An 18,503-nucleotide genomic window follows, 5' to 3' on the forward strand; every position below is an offset into this window, starting at 1 on the left:
TGGGTGTGCCGGGTGGGAATCCCTGTTACGAGAACTGCGTTGCCTTCGACGTATCCAACCAGGACACCGATAACGCTGGAATTCTGAGTAACATTGGTGATGATGGTTTGTCGGACAGGTGCCGACATCGTTACAGGCTTTCAATGCTCATGGATGTACGCTAGGATGCCGACGTCAAAGAATGGAGATGACAGTCGCTCATGCGATTCCTGGAATACAACAAGTGCCGCGTCATTATCAGCATCGTGCTGATGATGATGCTTGCGCAGTTGTTCTCCCCGCATTTCCATATCGCGGCTGATATCCACGATGGCCAGGACCACTCCCACGCGCATTCCCACGCGCTCGACAGTGGACAGCCCGGACATCAGGGCGCGGACCATGACGAAGCTTCATCAACGGATACCGCGACCCAGGTGAAGCAGTCCGGGCTGTTTGCCGGCCTGGTCCTGATTCTGGTGGCGCTGTTCCTGCAGCGCCTGCCGCGCCTGCGTCATCGACCCCTTCTGCGTGGCCCCGCGCCACATGATCCACTCCTGCGTTTCAGACCCCCGCTCCGCGCACCGCCGCTCTGACCCCCTGATCCCGCTGGCGACCTTGCGGTTGCCGTTCTCTCTTGCCGCTTTACCGCGGTCTGAATTGATCCATGATATGCCCGGGTTGGCGCATATCGGTATGAACGAACTGGAGGCGAATCATGTATCGCGCCATTGGAATGCTCGGCCTGTTGCTGTGCGCCATGACGGCGGCAGGGCAGCAGGGCGTTCTCACGGAAGACGCGGCCATCCGTATCGGCCTGTCGCGCAGTGCGGTGGATATGCGCACCGCGGGCGATGTCAGACAGGCGGAGGGCGACCTGCTGAGTGCCCGTACGCGCCCGAATCCCGAACTGAGCTATGAGCGGGAATCGCTGAACAACGCGGATGACCAGGTCGAGCACACGCTGCAATTGTCGCAGCGCTTCGATGTGGCAGGACGGCGGGCCCTCCAGATCAGGGCAGCGGACCGCCATCTGGAAGCGGCACAGTACGGCACCCGGGCCTGGCGGGCGGAATTGAAGCGGCAGATCCGCGAACGTTATTTCACGACCCTGTATCAGCAGAAGCGGCGCACCGCCTATGCACGCACCCGGGAGGATATCCGTCTGCTGAGCAATACACTCGATCGCCGCCGACGCGAGGGCGACGTGGTGCTCTACGATTTCCAGCGGGTCAGAAGCGAGCGCGCGGCCCTGAAGGCCGAGGTCAGCGATACGGACGTAGCCTTTGACTCGGCCTGGCAGCGACTCATGGCCCTGCTGGGTGGCGAGGCGCAGGGCTATGCTGCTCTGGCAGGTAAGCTGGTCCCGGAACAGACGGTTCCGCAGACGCGTCTGGCAGACGCGCTGGAGGCCCACCCGAAGCTGCAGCGTCTCCGGACGCAGGCGGATGCCTATGCGCTGCAACGGCAGGCGGAAAACCGCAGCCTGCCGGATGTCACCGTCGGCCTGGGCGTGAGGCGCGAGGATAGCGACCGCGGCGCCGATAACGGCCTGGTGCTCAGCGCCTCCATGCCGTTGCCCGTGTTCGACCGGCGCCAGGCCGGCCAGGCCCGTTCCCATGCGCGGGAGATGCTGGCGCGCAGTGAATACGCCCTGGCGCGGGATGAGGCGATGGCGGATCTGCAACGCCTGTGGACCCGGGTCACGCACTATCGGGACAGTGCCCGTGAGTTCCGTGCCGAGGCCGTTCAGGCCGCCGCGGAACTGATCGAAGTCGCACAGGCGTACTACCGCGCCGGTGAGATCGGCATCCTGGAACTGCTCGATGCCTATCGCGGCGCGCTGGAAGCTGAACTGACAGCGCTGGAATTGGAATACAAGGCGCGCCTTGCCCACATCGAACTCGACTATCTGACCGGAGGTGCCGAGCAATGAACCGGCAGCATTCTATTCTCGCGGCCCTGCTGGTCGCGGGCTTGTTCACGTTCACGAGCGGTCACGCGCTAGATCAGGATAACAACGGTCACGGCCACGATCATGGCTCCGCCGGCGATCATGCCGGACACGACACCGCGACGGGACATGACGATCACGGCGATCATGATCATGGCGCTGAGCCGGATCATGCCGATCACGGCATGGAAAATGATCACAATGATCACGGCCACGACCACGCCGCCACCGGCGATCACGCGGATCATGCGGCTCACGACGCCGGGGCCGGGGGGCATGGCCATGGCGACTCCGATATTCCCGCCGAGGTGGTGACGCATTTCTCGCAACACACGGAACTGTTCGTGGAGTTTCCCGTGCTGAGCGTCGGCAATGAATCCCCGTTCGCGGCGCACTTCACCTGGCTGGACGATTTCCGCCCGGTGGCCGGGGGCAGGGTGAGCGTGCTGCTGCACGGCGGAGACCTGCCGGAGGAGGAATTCACCGTGAAGTCGCCCTCCATCCCCGGCATTTTCCGGCCGGTGGTCGTCCCCCTGTACGCCGCCGAGCGGGAGGTGACGGTCATCCTCGAATCGCCCCGGCAGACCAGCGTGCACCGGCTCGGGACTCATACCGTCTACCCGGACAAGGCAGACATCCCGCCACAGAGGGAGGAGGAGCCGGCCGGGGCCATCAGCTACCTGAAGGAGCAGCAGTGGCAGGTCGACTTCGCCACGGCGCCGGTGGTGCAGCGCACCCTGCGCGAGTCCATCCGGGCGGTGGCGACTGTCCGGGCCGCCGACGACGGTGAGGCCGAGCTCAGCGCGCCGCACGACGGCCAGCTGGCCCGCCGCGGAGGCCGCTTTCCGACCGTGGGTACGCAGGTGCGCAAGGGCGAGGTCCTGGCCGTGGTTGGCTCGCCGCTCGGACGCGAGCTGCAGGGCCTGGGCCGGGACGTGAGCGGCACCGCGCTGCGTTCGCCCATCGACGGCGTCATCGCGCAGGTGCTCGCCACCGAGGGCAGTTATCTGCATAAGGGGCGGCCGGTGTTCCATATCATCGATACCCGGCGGCTGTGGCTGGAGGCCCGGATTCCCGAAAACGAGATTCTGAAACTGCACGGCGCGGACGGCGCCTGGGTGCCGCTGCCGGGACGTGACTCGCCGCTGGTGATCGAGACCGCCGGTGATGACGCCAACGGCCGGCTGGTGGCCTTCAGTCAGGTCATTGATTCACGTACCCGTACCGCGCCCCTGATCCTGGAGTTCGACAACCCCGGACAGCAGCTGCACATCGGCATGCTGGCGCAGGCGCATATCTATACCGGCACAAAGGCGAACAGCCTGGCCGTGCCCGTGTCCGCCGTCGTGCGAGACAGCGGCGTGCCGGTCGTGTATGTCGAGCTCGGCGGCGAGACCTTCGAGCGGCGGGTGGTGCAACTGGGCATTCGCGACGGCGACAACGTCGAGGTGCGCAGTGGACTGGCCCCCGGGGAACGGGTGGTGAGCCGGGGTGCCTATCTGGTCAAGCTCGCTGCCTCCAGCCCGGCCGAGGCCGGGCACGGCCACGCGCACTGAGGGGGGGGCGGCATGATCAAACAAACCATAGACTGGTCGCTGCGCAACCGCCTGCTGATCTTCGCCGCTGCACTGCTGCTGCTTCTCTGGGGTGGCTATGAGTCGCTGCGCATGCCCGTCGATGTCTTCCCCGATCTGACTGCGCCCACCGTGACCGTGGTCACGGAGGCTCACGGCATGGCGCCGCAGGAGGTGGAAAGCCTGATCACCCGGCCGATCGAGTCCGCCATGAACGGCGCTTCGGGCGTGCGCCGGGTGCGTTCGTCCACCGGCATCGGCATCGCGGTGATCTGGGTCGAGTTTGAATGGGGCACCGACATCTACCAGGCCCGTCAGATCGTCAACGAGAAGCTGCAGCTGGCCAGCAGCTCATTGCCGCAGGATCTGCCGCGCCCGGTGCTGGCCCCGGTCACGTCCATCATGGGCGAGATCATGTTCATCGCGCTGCATTCGGATCGCCATGACCCGATGCAGCTCAAGACCGCGGCCGACTGGACGGTGCGCCCGCGGCTGCTGGCGGTGCCCGGGGTGGCCGAGGTGATTCCCAACGGTGGCCAGACCCGGCAGTACCAGGTCCGGCTCGATCCGGTCCGACTCGCCGCCTACGAGGTCAGCGTGGATCAGGTGCTCGAGGCCGCCGCCCGCACCAACCACAATGTCTCGGCCGGCTTCTATGTCGATGGCGGCCAGGAGGTTCTGATCCATGGCGAGGGCCGGGTGCAGGGTACCGAGGACATCGCCGAGACCCTGGTGGTGCGGCGCGACGGGCAGCCGGTGCTGATCCGTGACCTCGGCGAGGTCGACATCGGACCGGCGCCGATGCGGGGAACAGCCGGCTACAACGGCAAGGAAGCCATTGTCATCGGCATCCAGAAACAGCCCAATGCCAATACCCTGGAGCTGACCGAACGCCTGGACGGGGTACTGGGCGACCTGCAGGCATCACTGCCCGAGGGGATGCGGATCGACACCCATCTGTTCCGGCAGGCGGATTTCATCTCCGTGTCCATCCACAACCTCATGGAGGCCCTGCGCGACGGCGCCATCCTGGTGATCGCGATCGTATTCGTGTTCCTGGTGAGCCTCCGCGCCACCCTGATCACCCTGATCGCCATCCCCCTGTCGCTGGTTACGGCGGTGCTGGCACTGAAGGCCATGGGCAGCACCCTCAACACCATGACGCTCGGCGGCATGGCCATCGCCCTGGGCGCGCTGGTGGATGACGCCATCATCGTGGTCGAGAATATCGTGCGACGATTGCGCGAGAATGCGTTGCTTGAAGAGGAGCGCCAGCGCTCCCGCTTCCAGGTGGTGCTGGACGCGACACGCGAGATCCAGAGCTCGATTGTCTTCGCCACCCTGATCATCATGCTGGTGTTCCTGCCGCTGTTCTTCCTCTCCGGGGTGGAGAGCCGCCTGATGCAGCCGCTGGGCTTCGCCTACGTGGTCTCGCTGGCCGCCTCGCTGGTGGTGGCCATCACGGTCACGCCGGTGTTGAGCTACTGGTGGCTCAGTCGCTCCCGGACCGTGCGCAAGGGCCACGAATCTCGCCTGTCACGCGGGATGAAGTCTTTGTATGAAAAGCTGCTCAACCTGAGCGTCCGCCGCTGGAAGACGGTGAGCGTGCTGGCCGTGGCCGCCCTCATTCCCGCTCTCTACGCAATCATGGTGGCGGGCAAATCCTTCCTGCCGGAGTTCAACGAAGGCAGCCTGACCGTCAGTGCCGTCACCCTGCCCGGGACCTCGCTGGAGCAGTCCGACGCCCTGGGGCGACGGGTCGAGAACACCCTGCTGCAGCATCCGGAGGTGGTGGCCACCGCGCGGCGCACCGGCCGGGCGGAACTGGACCCGCACGCCCAGGGGATCCATGCCTCGGAGATGGAGGTGACCCTGGAGATGGGCGAGCGCAGCAAGGCGGAACTGCTGGCCGCGCTGCGCAGTGATCTGGGCAGCATCCCGGGGATGAACATCATCATCGGTCAGCCCATATCGCACCGCATCGATCACATGCTTTCCGGCACCCGGGCCAATATCGCGGTCAAGCTGTTCGGCCAGGACCTGTATGAGCTGCGCACCCTGGCGCAGCAGATCAAGGGCGAAGCCGAGACCGTACCCGGCGCGGTGGATGTCAGTGTCGAGCAGCAGGCCGACATCCCCTTCCTGAAGATCCATTTCGACCGTTCGGCGATCGCCCGGCACGGCCTGCACATCGAGGATGTGGCCGAGGCGATCCGCACGGCCTACTTCGGCACCACCGTCTCCCGGGTGCTGGAGGGCAGGGCGAGCTTCGACCTGGTCGTCCGTTTCCGGGACGAGGCCAGGGCCGACATGGATGCCATCCGTGAGACCCTCATCACCACGCCCGAAGGCGCCCAGCTTCCGCTGCAGGCGCTGGCCGACATCCGCTACGATCTGGGGCCCAACACCATCAGCCGCGAGAACGTGCAGCGCAAGATCGTCATCATGGCCAATGTGGCCGGCCGGGATCTCAACAGCGTGGTCGAGGATATCCGACAGGGCGTGGAGGCGAATGTCGAGCTGCCGCGCGGTTACCATGTCGAGTACGGCGGTCAGTTCGAGAGCGCGGAATCCGCCACCCGGACGCTGCTGGTGCTGGGAACGGCGGTCATCATCGGCATGTACCTGCTGCTGTTCGTGGCCTTCCATTCCGCGCGTGACGCGGCGCTGATCATGGTCAACCTGCCGCTGGCGCTCATCGGCGGGGTGGTCGGGGTGTATGCCATGGACGGCATCCTGTCCGTCGCCTCGATCATCGGCTTCATCACCCTGTTTGGTATCGCCACGCGCAACGGCGTGATGATGGTCGCCCACATTCAGAATCTTATCGCCTCCGGCGAGGTGACCGACGTCTTCACTGCCGTGAAACGCGGCGCCATGGAGCGGTTGATCCCGATCCTGATGACGGCGCTGGCCACCGGTCTCGCCCTGGTGCCACTGGCACTGAGCGCAGGTGAGCCGGGCTCAGAGATCCAGGCGCCCATGGCCGTTGTGATTCTGTTCGGACTGCTGAGTTCGACTTTCCTCAATATGATTGTGGTGCCGGCCCTGTATCTGAGGTTCGGGTCGGTGGTTAAGGGCTTCCAGAGCGGAAATACCTGACTATAGTTCAGGCAGAACCGGTGAAGAAGGGAAGGGCGGCGCGGAGGACGGCATGCTCTATTACGGACTGAAGATCACCATCACACTGGCGCTGATCATCGCCGCGTCGGAGATCGCCAAGCGCAGCACGCTGCTGGGCGGTCTGGTCGCGTCGATCCCGATCGTCTCGGTGCTGGCCATGGTCTGGCTCTATGTCGAGACCCGGTCGGCGGTCAAAGTCGAGCTGTTCGCACGGGATATCTTCTGGATGGTGCTGCCGTCGCTGTCTCTCTTTATCTGTCTGCCCATCCTGCTCAAGCAGGGGTGGAACTTCTGGCTCAGCCTGGGAGTGTCGATCGCGGTCATGTTCGGCTGTTATCTGCTGGTGCTGATCCTGTTCAAGGATGTCAGTCCGGGTATGCTGAACAAATAGGCTCATGGCGGGGAGCATGATGGAGCTGCCGTTCAGTCATGCCGGGTTCCTGGAGGTGTTCGCGGCTTTCAATAGCCGCTTCCTGCCGCTGTTGATCTTTCTGTGGGCCGTGACCGCTTTCGTCTTCTTACGGCTCCACTCCGGAGGTTCACAACTGAGTCGGTGGGTTGTGCTGCTGCTGGTCGTCCACTGGGGATGGGCGGGCGTGGCGTATCACTGGCTGTACTTCGCGCAAATCAACCCCGCCGCGCCCTTGTTCGGTGCTCTGTTTCTTCTGCAGGCAGGGCTTCTGGCCTGGTATGGTTTGTTCAAACGACAACTCGTTTTTGTTCCCGCAGCCCATGGCTGGTCGGCCATCGGCTGGCTGTTCATCCTCAGCGGACTGGCTTATCCCTTCATTACACCGGTTGCCGGCATGGAGTATCCGCTTTTGCCTGTATTCGGCATACCCTGCCCAACCACACTGATTACCATCGGTGCCCTGCTCATGGTGCCGAGAGAGCAGGTCCGTCCTGTTGCCGTGATACCGATAATATGGGCGGTGATCGGGGGATCCGCGGTGTTCCTGTTCAGAGTATGGCCGGACCTGATGTTGTTCGCTGCAGCCATCCTGCTCGCGGTTTACAGTCTTGATGTCAGACGCTTTGCTCGCAGCATTCGATCACTTGGTAAATGACCAGATGGTCGGTTGAAGGTCACGAGGACGATGAATCAACAGCTTGCATTGGGAACGACGAGTACTGAAGGGAAGCGGAGAAAGAGTTTATTTGGTAACTTATTGATTATAAAGATGGCGCGTGACCAGAACGAACACAGCGAGTTCAGGAAGTACTTGATGAAGCGCCGGAGGCGATTCTGAAGTGCCCGGAAGCATTATTCGCCGCTGGCGCGGCTCACCCCTCAAGGGGGCCGCTCGCTCACTGCGTTCGCTGCGCGTTGTCTCGGCCGGCCTCGGCTCGAACCTGGGGAGGTTCTCATCGGCCTCCGGGTCCACCGAACATGAAAAAGGCCCACCGCAGGGGTGAGCCTTTTTCGTATCTGGCGCGCCCGGAAGGATTCGAACCTCCGACCGCCTGGTTCGTAGCCGACTTCAGCGAACTGAATAACCTTTAAAACCAATGGCTTGTGGTACGGGCTGTCCGCTGCACACACCTACCTAAGTCGTTGAAAGTTGGTATATCGCCATATGTGCGCAGCACATGTGGAACACACCCGGATTGAGCATATAGCAAACCTTTTCTGCCGCCTGATGCCGTTCATCATCGTACCTTACCGATCGATGATGTAACAGCGGTCGGCAGCGCTGGTGCGCTTGACTCTGATCAGCGGCAGGAGAGTGCCGCCTGGAAACGGTGCAGGCGCAGAGCGTACGATGCCAGTACCGCAAGCGGGTCTGTGTGAAACTGATACACACACCCTGCCGGTGCGTGACTTCCTTGGAGCCGCTAATTGTCAGCTTAAATCGCGACTATTAAATATCAGCCGCTAAGTAGGAGGCTACTTAGGGCTGAAGAACTGGGTGTCATTCATTTATCGCGTTCAACAACAACACCCGCCCAGTCAATGGAAATGTCGCGATCGGTTGCTTCGTACAGTTCAAGTGACAACCGTGTCAGATCATCCTCTTTGATATCGCCACCACCATTCATTTTCATGATTTCCTGGACCGCATCCTCAACACCCCAGGAAAAGAAAGTGTTTCCGGGGATTTCATATTCAGGGACGCGGCCGGTTATGTCGTTTTCCATCGCTTCTGACTTCCCATTGCGCACATTAAAAGTCAGCCACTTCAGTTTTTCTTCCTTGATATCATAGCGCAGGCTGATCTGTGACAGCTCATCCCTGAGCCGGAATTTTTTGTACATCCAGTCATTCATCCAGGAAAAGTTATCCTGGATCGCCTGTAGCCCGCCCTGAATTACATATTCGATACCCCTTTCATCCTCGATCGCAAAGCGGCACCGGTCATCTGAGAAGATAAGCGATGTGCTGATAACTCCGCTGCTAGGCATCATGCTGGAGACGGGAAGTATCTCATCGCCTTCGCAATGCGTCTTGACGCCATCCCGGATCCGATGGCCGGGTTGGCTGTATATCTTGTTTTTATCTTTCGGATCAGAGCTGAGATGATGGTATGCCCTGTCCAGGATGATGATGTTGGGCGAATCACTTTGCGAGAGATCCAGGCGCCGATGCCTGTTCACGCGGCCCGCGGTCTGGATGATTGACCCGATACTCGACGGCTCGATCACCGCCCAGTCGAAATCATGGTCACGCCCGACCTCTTCAACAGGGGTGGCAACGACAATGAATACGATATTCCTTGTTTCGGTGGACTCAACAATGGCGCGCGTCTCTTCTGAGTTATTCCACCATGTATCACTATCCTTCTTTCGGTTCAGGATGAGATCCAGCGACTTTTCCTTGAGCGCGCGCCGGGCGATGATTTCCTTCGAGTGATACGCCGTGACAAAGACAGTCGAGTCAGGGGCGGAATCAGCGCGTGCGCGAATATAGTTCGCCACCTTCAGGCACTGCTTGATGTTGGCAACGCGGACCAGTCCGATGGATACTCGTTTATCGCCGTGCGCTGAATGGTTGCATGAATGCAGGTAATGCGCGCACTTGACGGATTTATTCAGGAAATCCTCCTGGTTGATGACGCCTTCTATCCTGAATCGCTTTGTGATGCGATCAGCACTGGATGCGTTATCATGCGCGAAGACCCGATATTCATCCGCATCGTGAATAATGGCCGGCGCAACCCGGTCGGCGATCGCAAAGATATTGCCGGTCGTGTCATCCGCATTTTTCCGGTTCAGTTTGGCGTGAATCCGCAGACCCTGCCGCCATACACTGATGAGTGCTTTTGCGAGGATCGGCGGCAATGTTGCACTGGAGACAATAATATTGCGACCGAAGATGGCAGAGGTATGCACGACCCGGAGAACCGCCATGAGCGCCTTCGGATCGTAGGAATCGATCTCATCCAGGATCAGGTCGCTGGACACGATTCGGGTCAGCGCCTTCGCATGGATGCCCTGGCGCCCCGGCTCGCCGGCGGCAATGATCTGGTCCATGGTGCAGACCAGCGTGGGCGCCGCGATGAGTTTCCCGGTTTTCTCATTTTTGACGATTTCAGCGACGGTGCCGGGTATGCGGCCCTGCCAGGCGACATTGTATTCGACATCCATCGCCCCATCTTCCGCATCTTCTTTTTCCCGGTTCTGGGGGTCGCTCCAGCCCTCATCATCATCGGATGCCCATTTTGTATCGTGGAGCTTGACGGTTGTCTCGTCCCCGACAATGCAGGCCAGAGCCTCATCACTCAGGCCGAGCTCATGCTTATAGGCGTCGCGCGTCTGCAGCGTCAGCGTTCTGAGGTTGAAGGCGGAGGTGACGCGGAAAGGGTGGCGTTCATCCCTTGCGGCCTCGGCGAATTTCATGTTCGCCCGGGTCTTGCCGGCGCCGGTATTGGCGATATTGAAAATCAGCGAGGGTTGATCTGAATTTTCCCGGATGAAGGCGGCTGCGGTGTCCTGCCACTTGAAGCGCTTGTTATCCGTGCCCTGCGATAGCGTCTCGATATCGTTATGCTGGATCCCGGGGAGTTCATAGCCGGAGAACACAGCGGCGTACCTGCCGGCGGTTTCGCCGACATTTTCAAGATGCCAGACCAGATTCTGGTTCAGAACGGATTTCGTCTTGCCTGCGGGCCGGTACGAGTTGGCGTGGAAAATGGCCTTCTTGTCGGGATTTTCCTGAGACGAAACCTCGTGATCGGCCAGAATAAGGGCGGCCCGGGCAATCAGCGCCAACCCGTGCCAGTATTCCGGGTCATTGTCGGGTGTCGCCTCCTGCAGCTCCCCGAGTATTCGTTCAACATTATTAAAGATTTCGGTCTTGCTGAATGCTTCTGTGATCGAGGCGCCTTCTTTTACCTGGTACTGCGCTACCGAATGCGCTGATCCGTCCGCATATTTCTTTTTGTCGACATGGTTATAAGCTCCGTGGGATTCCGGTGGGGCATCGTGATCTGTCGAGGCAGAGGAAAACAGCCTGTGGTGTGATACTACGCAGAATTTGAGCGCATCCTGGCATGTTACGAGATGCCGAAAAGGCGGTACGACCATCGCATCTTTTGACTTCCGTCCGCCTGACATGGGGTTCAGCGCATTGAAGCCGGCCTCCAGCGCGTCAGGGGACAGACCATGCGTCAGCATGTAGGTGAGCATCCGCTCTGACAGCCATTCATGACGGACAGGATCCTTTTGGCTGGATTCAGGGGGGGCGCCTTTTTTCTTGCCGGGTACGAGCTTGCTCTGAAACTTCAGCGGGATCTTGCCGAAATCGTGGCAATATCCGGCGGTCTTTGCCAGCTTCGAGGCGAGTCGGATGTAGTAAGGGATATAAGGCGGTTTCTGGTGGGTTTCCATCGCGTATCGCCCATTACTGTCGTAGTCATTGCGATTGCCCACGACCCAGGCCAACTTCATCCCATGCGTGAAATCGTTGATATAGCAGGCAATCGACATGTTTTTGGTGGCTTTATTTTTCAGTGCATTCTGGATTTCTTCGAGGGCTTCCCGTGTAATCGGGGTCTCCCAGGTTTGCGCCCCGATCCGGGTTGCATACCGATCCAGAACCGACCGCGTTCTCTTCAGCGCGCTGCCTTCACTGTTGGAGATAAACAGAGCGTGCATATTTTCAGTCCTTCCGAGTCTCGAGCTTTCTGATGCCTGTCACGGGCGGCCACACAATTTCTGAGGAGGGTTCAGCGTCACCGTACAGCCGCATGAACTCGTAAACATCGCGATCTGAAATTTGAAGATTGGTCCCGGTGATACCCAGTTCCTGTTTGATTGCGATTCTCTGGTCAGGGGTCAGATTGTCATTGAGATCGACTTTGTAAACGCCGCCTTTGTAATCCAGTGGGCGTTCATGCAACTGCTGAACACGACCAGATTGCCCCCGTGGTGGTGTGTCGTACTGGATATCCTGGATGCGCGACAGCACATAGGATTTCAGAGTTTCAGTATCATCTGAGAGGTCGAACCCCAGTAACCGCCACTGCCGTCCGGTGAATTCCAGCGAACGCGGCACGATCCAGCGCCAGCGCGCGACTTCCCGTCGACGCAACCCAACGTAAAGGACGCGGGTGAGCTTCTGCTCGAGGATGCCGCGCATAATCATTTCCAGGCTTTCATCGTCGGGCCGGTACGCCTCTCGATACTGAAGCCTCACGGGGAGTTCTGTATTCGTGCGTATCCCGGTTTCGTGGAAGGGGGCGCCCTGCTGCAGCAAGGCAAAAATCTTCCCGGGAGCCGCTTCGGGTGGAGGGAGTACGCCGTCGCGCCATGTCACGCCCCCGCGAGCACCCCAGCGCTCCAGGTATTTGTCATATAATTTTAGTGCTTTATCAATGGCTTCTGAAGCGCGCTGGGGATTTTTCAGGTTAAACGCATCAACGAGATCCTGTCGCCGTGTATTGCCGACCCAGTATGTGCGCCGAAGGATAAACAGTATCCGATCTTCCATCATTATGTCTCAAAAAACGCCGATTAATAGGATTAAGATGTATTATACAATTCAATAAGTCCTATGTCTAGGCGTAACAAGGTATTTACTTTCTCTCCGATGGGGCGTTATCGTATACATCATCCTGAAGCAGATATGGGTATGTGGCATGAACTCGAACCAGCAAGATCTATCCTCTGAAGCCGAGCCGGCGCTCCTGCGCCAGGCGCGAGAGCTCCCATTTTCGGCCGACGCTAAGCCGACCGACCGTGACAAGCTGATCGGGGCGGCAGCCGTCACCTGTCTCAGGGCGCGCAAGATCAAGGCCCCGACCCCGAATTCGAAGAATATCGGGCAACTGATCGAGAAGGTCGTGTCGGCCGAGTGCCCGATGGATGAATTTCTGCGCACCGCGGCCATCGAGTTGGTGTTCCGGGATCATGCAGGGCTATTTGCCTGGCCGCGGATATTCAACAGCAATACGCGGGCCCTGAAGCAGAGGTTGCTTGCCTCGGAGGAGGATATCCTGACTGTCGACGGGATGTCCCGGGAGATTGACCGCTACTGTCGGGCGACAGCACCCGACCCGGCGCATCCTCGGCTATGCCACTTCAACGGGAAGATTACCAATTCCAATGCTGGCGGTTTCGTCTACGTTTCGCCTGAACGGAAATCAAATCTTCCCTATCTGTTTACTCCAAGCATCCAGAACGACATCCCTGTGCCGCCCGATCTTATGGGTAATGGTGCGAATACGATCATCAAGATCATGCAGGACCCAGAGGTTCGCGACCAGTATACGGACGAGCAGGTCGAGTACGTCGAAAAACTCCGATCCCAGCATCCGACAGGTGATTTCGGAATGGAATCGATCGACCCGCGGATGCGTCAAATCGTGCTCCCCTCGACTGAGGGCGGGTATGTCAACCTGATCCCGATGGGAAGCGCCGGCGTCGCCGCCTATATCATCGATAAGTATTATTCGATGGAGCAGAAAGCCAGGCTTAACGCGGGCCGTGCAGCCAACCAGATCGGCGGCGCAAACGTCCAGAACGTTTCGTCGCACATCCAGATCAGCACATCACTCATTTTCCCACCGCCGATGAATTCCTCGCGCGGCGCGCAAACGGCCTATCGCATTTATTACCGTGGGTTTATCCCGATTATTTCAAGGGATCTTCTGAATACGTATGCCAGGAATATCGGCAGCGGCGGCCATTACAAGACGGATCGGGTGACGGGGAAATCCATCGAGATCCATCTCAAATCCGGACTCGCCCCGATCATCAACGATGTATTCAGGCAGCTGAAACGTGCGATGGAAGCGTGCGTCGAGCACAAGCACGCCCTGGACAAGCTTGATGATGGCAATGGGTTCAAGGGGCACAAGGCATTGGATCGCGCCATCATCGAAGGCTATGTCCCACAGGAGCACGCCAATAATATGGCGGCACGGATCGTGAAGACCCTTGAGCGGATGACCGTGGGCGCATCGTCTAACCATATTCCGATCAATGATGTGACCGCCGAGATTATTGAGCGGTCGGTCAAAATGATCGGAGAACGAAAACTCAAGTGGGGTGCAGCATAATGTATGTCGTAATCGATAATATGAGTGTTCGGGGATTTCAGGCGATGCAGACTCCCACTATTGTCTCTCCGGCGCCTGTGTTTGCCACCTACATGTTCAGCCATGCGCTGATTGAGAGGATGAACGGCAAACTTGAATACGGGTTCAAGTTGCATGGGGTCTCGATGATCCTGCATGAGGCTCGCATGGACACGGATGCGATACCGAGCGTGAGCAAAGGCGGTGGCGCATACGTCAATGAACATGTTGTTTCGAAACGGGGCGCCTGCGGGTATTGCATTGGAGGCAAGAATGTCGGCAGCGATATGGGTGGCGACTATTCGAGCCGAAGCGTCTCCCCCTTCTCCGTCGCGTCCCAGCCGTCGGTGACGGCTTCATGCGTCGTCTCCCTTATCCTGAAGGTTTCCGGGTTCGACAGCGAAGAGGCGGAAGAATTGGTTCGCACCATGCGTTTTGCGGGCGGATCAATCGATGACATCGGCGGCATCCGGATCTATGAGAACGACTTGCCCAGCCGCCTCCCGCCGGGGCGCTTCTTCATGGATGCCAGAGATAAGGTGGAATCCCGTCTGAAAACGGGGGCGAATATTGTCGAAGCCATGTTCTCCCGGGACAACGCCATTACCGAGGAGGTGGCCGGGGATGGGGCCACCGAGATGGGGTCGCCCGCCGAAGCGTCAGTCTCCGGGAATAATGACGTTGAGGTTGAAGCGGAAGATCTGGAGGAATCCGGGGACTCAGCTACCCGCTTAGGGTACGTGCAATACATGCCGGCCACTCTCGGCTACGCGTTACTGGGCGATCTGAAGCCGCGGGAGGGGGCGCGTCTCGGGCCCGATGGTGAGCAAATTCCGGCGGCTCCGGCGGAAGCGATGGTCGGCCTGGTCGGCCTGGAGAATGTTTACGAGGTCATGAATTCCGACCGCAACATCTTTTGGGAATTCAATTGGGACAATGATGGCGATATTCCATATTGCGTCATTCAGCAGCAGTAATCACTTTAATTTTGTAAGGAGTATGAATCATGGCGAAGAAGAAAGCAGTTGTGAATGCACCCTCGGTCGTGGCCCTGCAGAGGTTACTGAATATCACCGATGGCATGATGTTCAGCCTGGTGCCTGATAATGAAGCGGTCGAGGGAGAAGAGTATGAATATGTCCCCGTTCCAGTCGTTCGCCACGGCATCCGTGGGATCCTGGGCACGCAGGAGGCGCATACGAAGGCGGGTGACAGCGTCTCGAACATCCAGATCACGGAGTCCGCGAAACTGGATAAGCACGCCGCCGGGCTGGCGATCAAATTCTCGATTCGACCCGCCGAGCTGCGGGACTCGGTCTTTTCCTGCAACGACAGTGACTATATCAAATCGGTCCGCGGCAATGGCGAGTCCGGTCTGGTCGACTATCTGGAAGACAGCGAGACTCTGCGCGAAGTCTGCCGCCGGTATGCCCGCAATATTCTGAATGGCCGCTGGATGTGGCGTAACCGCGTGTACGGCAAGCCGACCATCAAGGTGGCGTTCGCTGACAAGGCGATCAGCGCCGAGGCGACCTCCACGAAGCATTTCGACGACTATACCGAGAGTGAGCGCGAGCTGGGTGATTACCTGATGAAGTGCCTTTCCGGCAGTATTTCGGGCGATCGCGCCATCACTGTCGAAGGTCGCATCATGGGTAGCGGTATGGGCTTGATGGAAGTCTATCCCTCGCAGAACTATACCCAGGGCAAACCCAAGGGGTTCGGTCGTCCGCTGTACAAGATCGATGCCCTGGATCCGCAGCACCTCCGGCGCCTGACCCGCGGCAAGAGCGATGACGAAGTCCGAGGCTTTGCCGACACTGTGGTCATGGGGGTTGCCGCATTGCGCGACCAGAAGATCGGCAACGCGATTCGCACCATCGATACCTGGTATGCCGAGGATCCCGAGTATCCGATCTCCATCGAGCCCAACGGCGCCAGCCTATCCGACGGCGATTTTCACCGCAAGCCCGGTTCCGGCGCCAGCGCCTACGACCTTCTGAGCTATACCGGCATCAAGGATATGACGCTGAAGGCCCAGGAAAAGAAGGACGCCTTCGATCCCGAGCTGGCCTACCTGATCGGGATCATGGTCCGGGGCGGTGTTTACGGTGAGAGCGGCAAGGAAAAGGAGGGTGAGTGATGCCGTCATTGACTCACTACTTCGATATCGAGGCGAGAGCCGGCACTGAGGTTTCCATGCCGGTGATCATCTCGACCGTGGTGCAGCGCTTGCACTGTGCTGGGAAGGCCGGGGCGTATGCCCTTGGCTTCCCCGGCCTGAAAGGGTTCTCGCCGGGCGGCGTGGTGCGCGTATTCTCGTCGGACACAAAGCTCCTCGAGACCCTGCAGGATCACATCGAGCGGGATGGCGTTGACGATTTCGTCAAGATCCGGCGTATCGCCGAGGTACCGGAGGGACATGGGTATGCGGTCTTTCGCAGCATCAAGGCGAAAGCCCTGCCGTCCCGCGCCAATCGGCGGGAGAAGCGCCGCGAGAGCGGGGTAGGGCGTCATGGGGCGTACAGTGAAGAGGAGCTGGCTGCGATCGAGGAGAAACGTGATCGCCTCAACGCCCTGCCGTACCTGCGGTTCACCAGCCTGAGCACACGTTCGCCGATCCGGGTTCACATCGAAAAGGTCGAGGTCGATTCCGCATGCGATGGCACCCCGAACAGCTACGGCCTCGCTTCTGGTCAGCCCGGCGCTGAACGGTATTTCTCCGTGCCCGATTTCTGAGTATGGGGAATCAACGTCGACCCCAGGCGGTCATGCTGTCCAAACGCGCGAACGTGTTCTATCTGGAGCACGTTCGCGTTCTGCAGAAAGATGACCGCGTCGTCTACATGACCCAGAGCTCGAACCCGGTCGAGCAGATCGTCAATATCCCGGACAAGAATACGGCGTTTATCCTGCTGGGCAAGGGTAGCTCCATTACGGATGCCGCGGTCCGCATGCTGGCAGAGTCCAATGTGATTATTGGCTTCACCGGGTCGGGTGGATCGCCCATGCATGGTATTGTAGATCCGGTATTCATCACGCCGCAGGATGAATACCGGCCCACGGAATATATGCAGAACTGGGTCAGGTTCTGGTTGGATGAAGACGCCAGGCTTTCCGCGGCCAAGGATTTTCTGAGGTACCGCATCGAGCTCAGCCAGGCGTTTTATCCGAAGATAAGCGAATTCGAACTCCCAGGCGCCTTAACGGATGACTTCAGCTTTGCCATCGACAAGTGCGCTAATGTAACTGAGCTTCTGACCGCAGAGGCTCGGTATGCAAAGCAGCTGTATGCGTTGCACGCTAACGCATCAGCAATAAAGTTTTCGCGTACCCCAGGTGAAGTGTCGGGTGACGAGAAAAACCGGAGAGCGAATTCATTTCTCGATCACGGAAATTACATTGCCTACGGGTATGCAGCCGCGGCGCTTCATGTGCTTGGGATAAACTATGCGTTCCCAGTGCTTCACGGGAAAACGCGCCGGGGCGCATTGGTATTCGATGTCGCCGACCTCGTGAAGGACTGGTTGATTATGCCAGCGGCTTTCGATGCGGCCAGGCGAAAGGTAAAAGATCAAGCATTCCGGGCCACGGTCATCGAGCGCGCCATACAGTATGAAGTCCTGGATATATTGATACCCTTTCTGAAATCGGTATCATCGAAATATATTTGATATCAGTAAGTTACAGAGTTCACGCTTAACGAATCCTTGCACCGGGTTAATTCATGTAACCCGTTGATGTTATTTAAAAAGTTGGGAAAATTCTCTTGTTCGCCGCCGCGTAGGCGGCTTAGAAATTCCAGGATGATCATTTCATCCACCTTGCTCCGTTCGCCGCCGCGTAGGCGGCTTAGAAATTCTCGGGGTTGGGGTATCGGGGCTCATCCCCGTTCGCCGCCGCGTAGGCGGCTTAGAAAAGACGATTGCCGATGCGCTTCTTGAGGTGTTCGTTCGCCGCCGCGTAGGCGGCTTAGAAATCTGCGCGATCCCCGGCCATGTAGTGCTTCTGGTTCGCCGCCGCGTAGGCGGCTTAGAAATGTTGGCCTCGTTTTGCAGGTAGCCGGGGATCGTTCGCCGCCGCGTAGGCGGCTTAGAAACGCATGAGCAGCACCAGGCAGTCGATCTGATCGTTCGCCGCCGCGTAGGCGGCTTAGAAACCGAGAAGGAGGCCCCATGAAGGTGGCAGAGCGTTCGCCGCCGCGTAGGCGGCTTAGAAATCCATGCGGCTGTTGCACTCCTCCAGGCTGGCGTTCGCCGCCGCGTAGGCGGCTTAGAAATGCTGGGTATCAGGGTCCGGCAGGGCCATGAAGTTCGCCGCCGCGTAGGCGGCTTAGAAAATTCAGCCTCGCTGATC

Annotated in this window: 14 protein-coding genes and 1 CRISPR repeat array (1 of these 15 only partly in view); of the genes, 11 read left to right on the forward strand and 3 right to left on the reverse strand. The window is 59.3% G+C overall.

The window, feature by feature from the left end; all coding sequences use genetic code 11:
- Positions 1–200: 200 nt before the first annotated feature.
- Together CFK21_RS15160 and CFK21_RS06470 are read left to right on the forward strand one after the other, a co-directional pair.
- On the forward strand, positions 201–575 hold the full coding sequence (locus CFK21_RS15160; protein ID WP_157745423.1) for a hypothetical protein: 375 nt from the start codon (positions 201–203) through the stop codon (positions 573–575).
- A 122-nt stretch (positions 576–697) separates the two neighbouring features.
- On the forward strand, positions 698–1,915 hold the full coding sequence (locus CFK21_RS06470) for a TolC family protein (RefSeq protein ID WP_096365880.1): 1,218 nt from the start codon (positions 698–700) through the stop codon (positions 1,913–1,915).
- Between the two features lie 68 nt (positions 1,916–1,983).
- On the opposite strand, the gene CFK21_RS15165 is transcribed toward CFK21_RS06470, so the two are convergent.
- Entirely contained in the window at positions 1,984–2,217 is a 234-nt protein-coding gene (locus CFK21_RS15165; RefSeq protein ID WP_157745426.1) for a hypothetical protein, read from the reverse strand.
- A 60-nt stretch (positions 2,218–2,277) separates the two neighbouring features.
- On the opposite strand from CFK21_RS15165, the gene CFK21_RS06475 reads away from it, so the two are divergent.
- From CFK21_RS06475 to CFK21_RS06490, 4 genes are read left to right on the forward strand one after another with little or no spacing between them, the layout of a single operon-like run.
- The gene (locus tag CFK21_RS06475) at positions 2,278–3,489 is read left to right on the forward strand and encodes an efflux RND transporter periplasmic adaptor subunit (protein ID WP_157745429.1); all 1,212 of its coding nucleotides are present in this window, start codon (positions 2,278–2,280) and stop codon (positions 3,487–3,489) included.
- A gap of 12 nt (positions 3,490–3,501) precedes the next feature.
- Positions 3,502–6,609, forward strand: a complete 3,108-nt coding sequence (locus CFK21_RS06480; RefSeq protein WP_096365884.1) for an efflux RND transporter permease subunit — start codon at positions 3,502–3,504, stop codon at positions 6,607–6,609.
- Between the two features lie 52 nt (positions 6,610–6,661).
- On the forward strand, positions 6,662–7,021 hold the full coding sequence (locus CFK21_RS06485; RefSeq protein WP_096365886.1) for a DUF3147 family protein: 360 nt from the start codon (positions 6,662–6,664) through the stop codon (positions 7,019–7,021).
- Between the two features lie 16 nt (positions 7,022–7,037).
- Positions 7,038–7,697: a DUF6064 family protein gene (locus tag CFK21_RS06490; protein ID WP_157745432.1), complete on the forward strand. Its 660-nt coding sequence runs from the start codon at positions 7,038–7,040 to the stop codon at positions 7,695–7,697.
- 850 nt (positions 7,698–8,547) lie between these two features.
- Here the strand turns inward: CFK21_RS06490 and cas3f are convergent.
- Together cas3f and CFK21_RS06500 are read right to left on the reverse strand one after the other, a co-directional pair.
- Positions 8,548–11,724, reverse strand: a complete 3,177-nt coding sequence (gene cas3f, locus CFK21_RS06495; RefSeq protein WP_096365890.1) for a type I-F CRISPR-associated helicase Cas3f — start codon at positions 11,722–11,724, stop codon at positions 8,548–8,550.
- A 4-nt stretch (positions 11,725–11,728) separates the two neighbouring features.
- Entirely contained in the window at positions 11,729–12,562 is an 834-nt protein-coding gene (locus tag CFK21_RS06500; protein WP_096365892.1) for a WYL domain-containing protein, read from the reverse strand.
- A gap of 145 nt (positions 12,563–12,707) precedes the next feature.
- Here CFK21_RS06500 and CFK21_RS06505 point away from each other — a divergent pair, with 145 nt between their 5' ends.
- From CFK21_RS06505 to cas1f, 5 genes are read left to right on the forward strand one after another with little or no spacing between them, the layout of a single operon-like run.
- A complete protein-coding gene (locus CFK21_RS06505; RefSeq protein ID WP_096365894.1) occupies positions 12,708–14,129 on the forward strand; it encodes a hypothetical protein in 1,422 nt (473 codons plus the stop codon).
- On the forward strand, positions 14,129–15,124 hold the full coding sequence (locus CFK21_RS06510) for a hypothetical protein (protein WP_096365896.1): 996 nt from the start codon (positions 14,129–14,131) through the stop codon (positions 15,122–15,124). The genes CFK21_RS06505 and CFK21_RS06510 overlap by 1 nt, the downstream gene beginning before the upstream one ends.
- A gap of 29 nt (positions 15,125–15,153) precedes the next feature.
- The gene (csy3, locus tag CFK21_RS06515) at positions 15,154–16,290 is read left to right on the forward strand and encodes a type I-F CRISPR-associated protein Csy3 (protein WP_096365898.1); all 1,137 of its coding nucleotides are present in this window, start codon (positions 15,154–15,156) and stop codon (positions 16,288–16,290) included.
- Entirely contained in the window at positions 16,290–16,886 is a 597-nt protein-coding gene (gene cas6f / locus CFK21_RS06520) for a type I-F CRISPR-associated endoribonuclease Cas6/Csy4 (RefSeq protein ID WP_096365900.1), read from the forward strand. Before csy3 ends, cas6f begins: the two co-directional genes overlap by 1 nt.
- Complete coding sequence (gene cas1f, locus CFK21_RS06525) at positions 16,883–17,821, forward strand: type I-F CRISPR-associated endonuclease Cas1f (RefSeq protein ID WP_172844321.1); 939 nt, start codon at positions 16,883–16,885, stop codon at positions 17,819–17,821. Before cas6f ends, cas1f begins: the two co-directional genes overlap by 4 nt.
- 97 nt (positions 17,822–17,918) lie before the next feature.
- A CRISPR array of direct repeats spans positions 17,919–18,503; the repeat unit is 28 nt; unit sequence GTTCGCCGCCGCGTAGGCGGCTTAGAAA; it runs 5,207 nt beyond the window's last position.

Source organism: Thiohalobacter thiocyanaticus (genome assembly GCF_002356355.1).
In the GTDB taxonomy this organism is placed as follows: Bacteria; Pseudomonadota; Gammaproteobacteria; order Thiohalobacterales; family Thiohalobacteraceae; genus Thiohalobacter; species Thiohalobacter thiocyanaticus_A.

Coding starts and splice junctions, on each gene's coding strand:
- CFK21_RS15160 (WP_157745423.1), top strand. CDS start 201: ATGCGATTCCTGGAATACAACAAGTGCCGCGTCATTATCAGCATCGTG.
- CFK21_RS06510 (WP_096365896.1), top strand. CDS start 14,129: ATGTATGTCGTAATCGATAATATGAGTGTTCGGGGATTTCAGGCGATG.
- cas3f (WP_096365890.1), bottom strand. CDS start 11,724: ATGCACGCTCTGTTTATCTCCAACAGTGAAGGCAGCGCGCTGAAGAGA.
- CFK21_RS06470 (WP_096365880.1), top strand. CDS start 698: ATGTATCGCGCCATTGGAATGCTCGGCCTGTTGCTGTGCGCCATGACG.
- CFK21_RS06500 (WP_096365892.1), bottom strand. CDS start 12,562: ATGATGGAAGATCGGATACTGTTTATCCTTCGGCGCACATACTGGGTC.
- CFK21_RS06490 (WP_157745432.1), top strand. CDS start 7,038: ATGATGGAGCTGCCGTTCAGTCATGCCGGGTTCCTGGAGGTGTTCGCG.
- CFK21_RS06480 (WP_096365884.1), top strand. CDS start 3,502: ATGATCAAACAAACCATAGACTGGTCGCTGCGCAACCGCCTGCTGATC.
- CFK21_RS06505 (WP_096365894.1), top strand. CDS start 12,708: ATGAACTCGAACCAGCAAGATCTATCCTCTGAAGCCGAGCCGGCGCTC.
- cas6f (WP_096365900.1), top strand. CDS start 16,290: ATGCCGTCATTGACTCACTACTTCGATATCGAGGCGAGAGCCGGCACT.
- csy3 (WP_096365898.1), top strand. CDS start 15,154: ATGGCGAAGAAGAAAGCAGTTGTGAATGCACCCTCGGTCGTGGCCCTG.
- CFK21_RS06485 (WP_096365886.1), top strand. CDS start 6,662: ATGCTCTATTACGGACTGAAGATCACCATCACACTGGCGCTGATCATC.
- CFK21_RS15165 (WP_157745426.1), bottom strand. CDS start 2,217: ATGGCCATGCCCCCCGGCCCCGGCGTCGTGAGCCGCATGATCCGCGTG.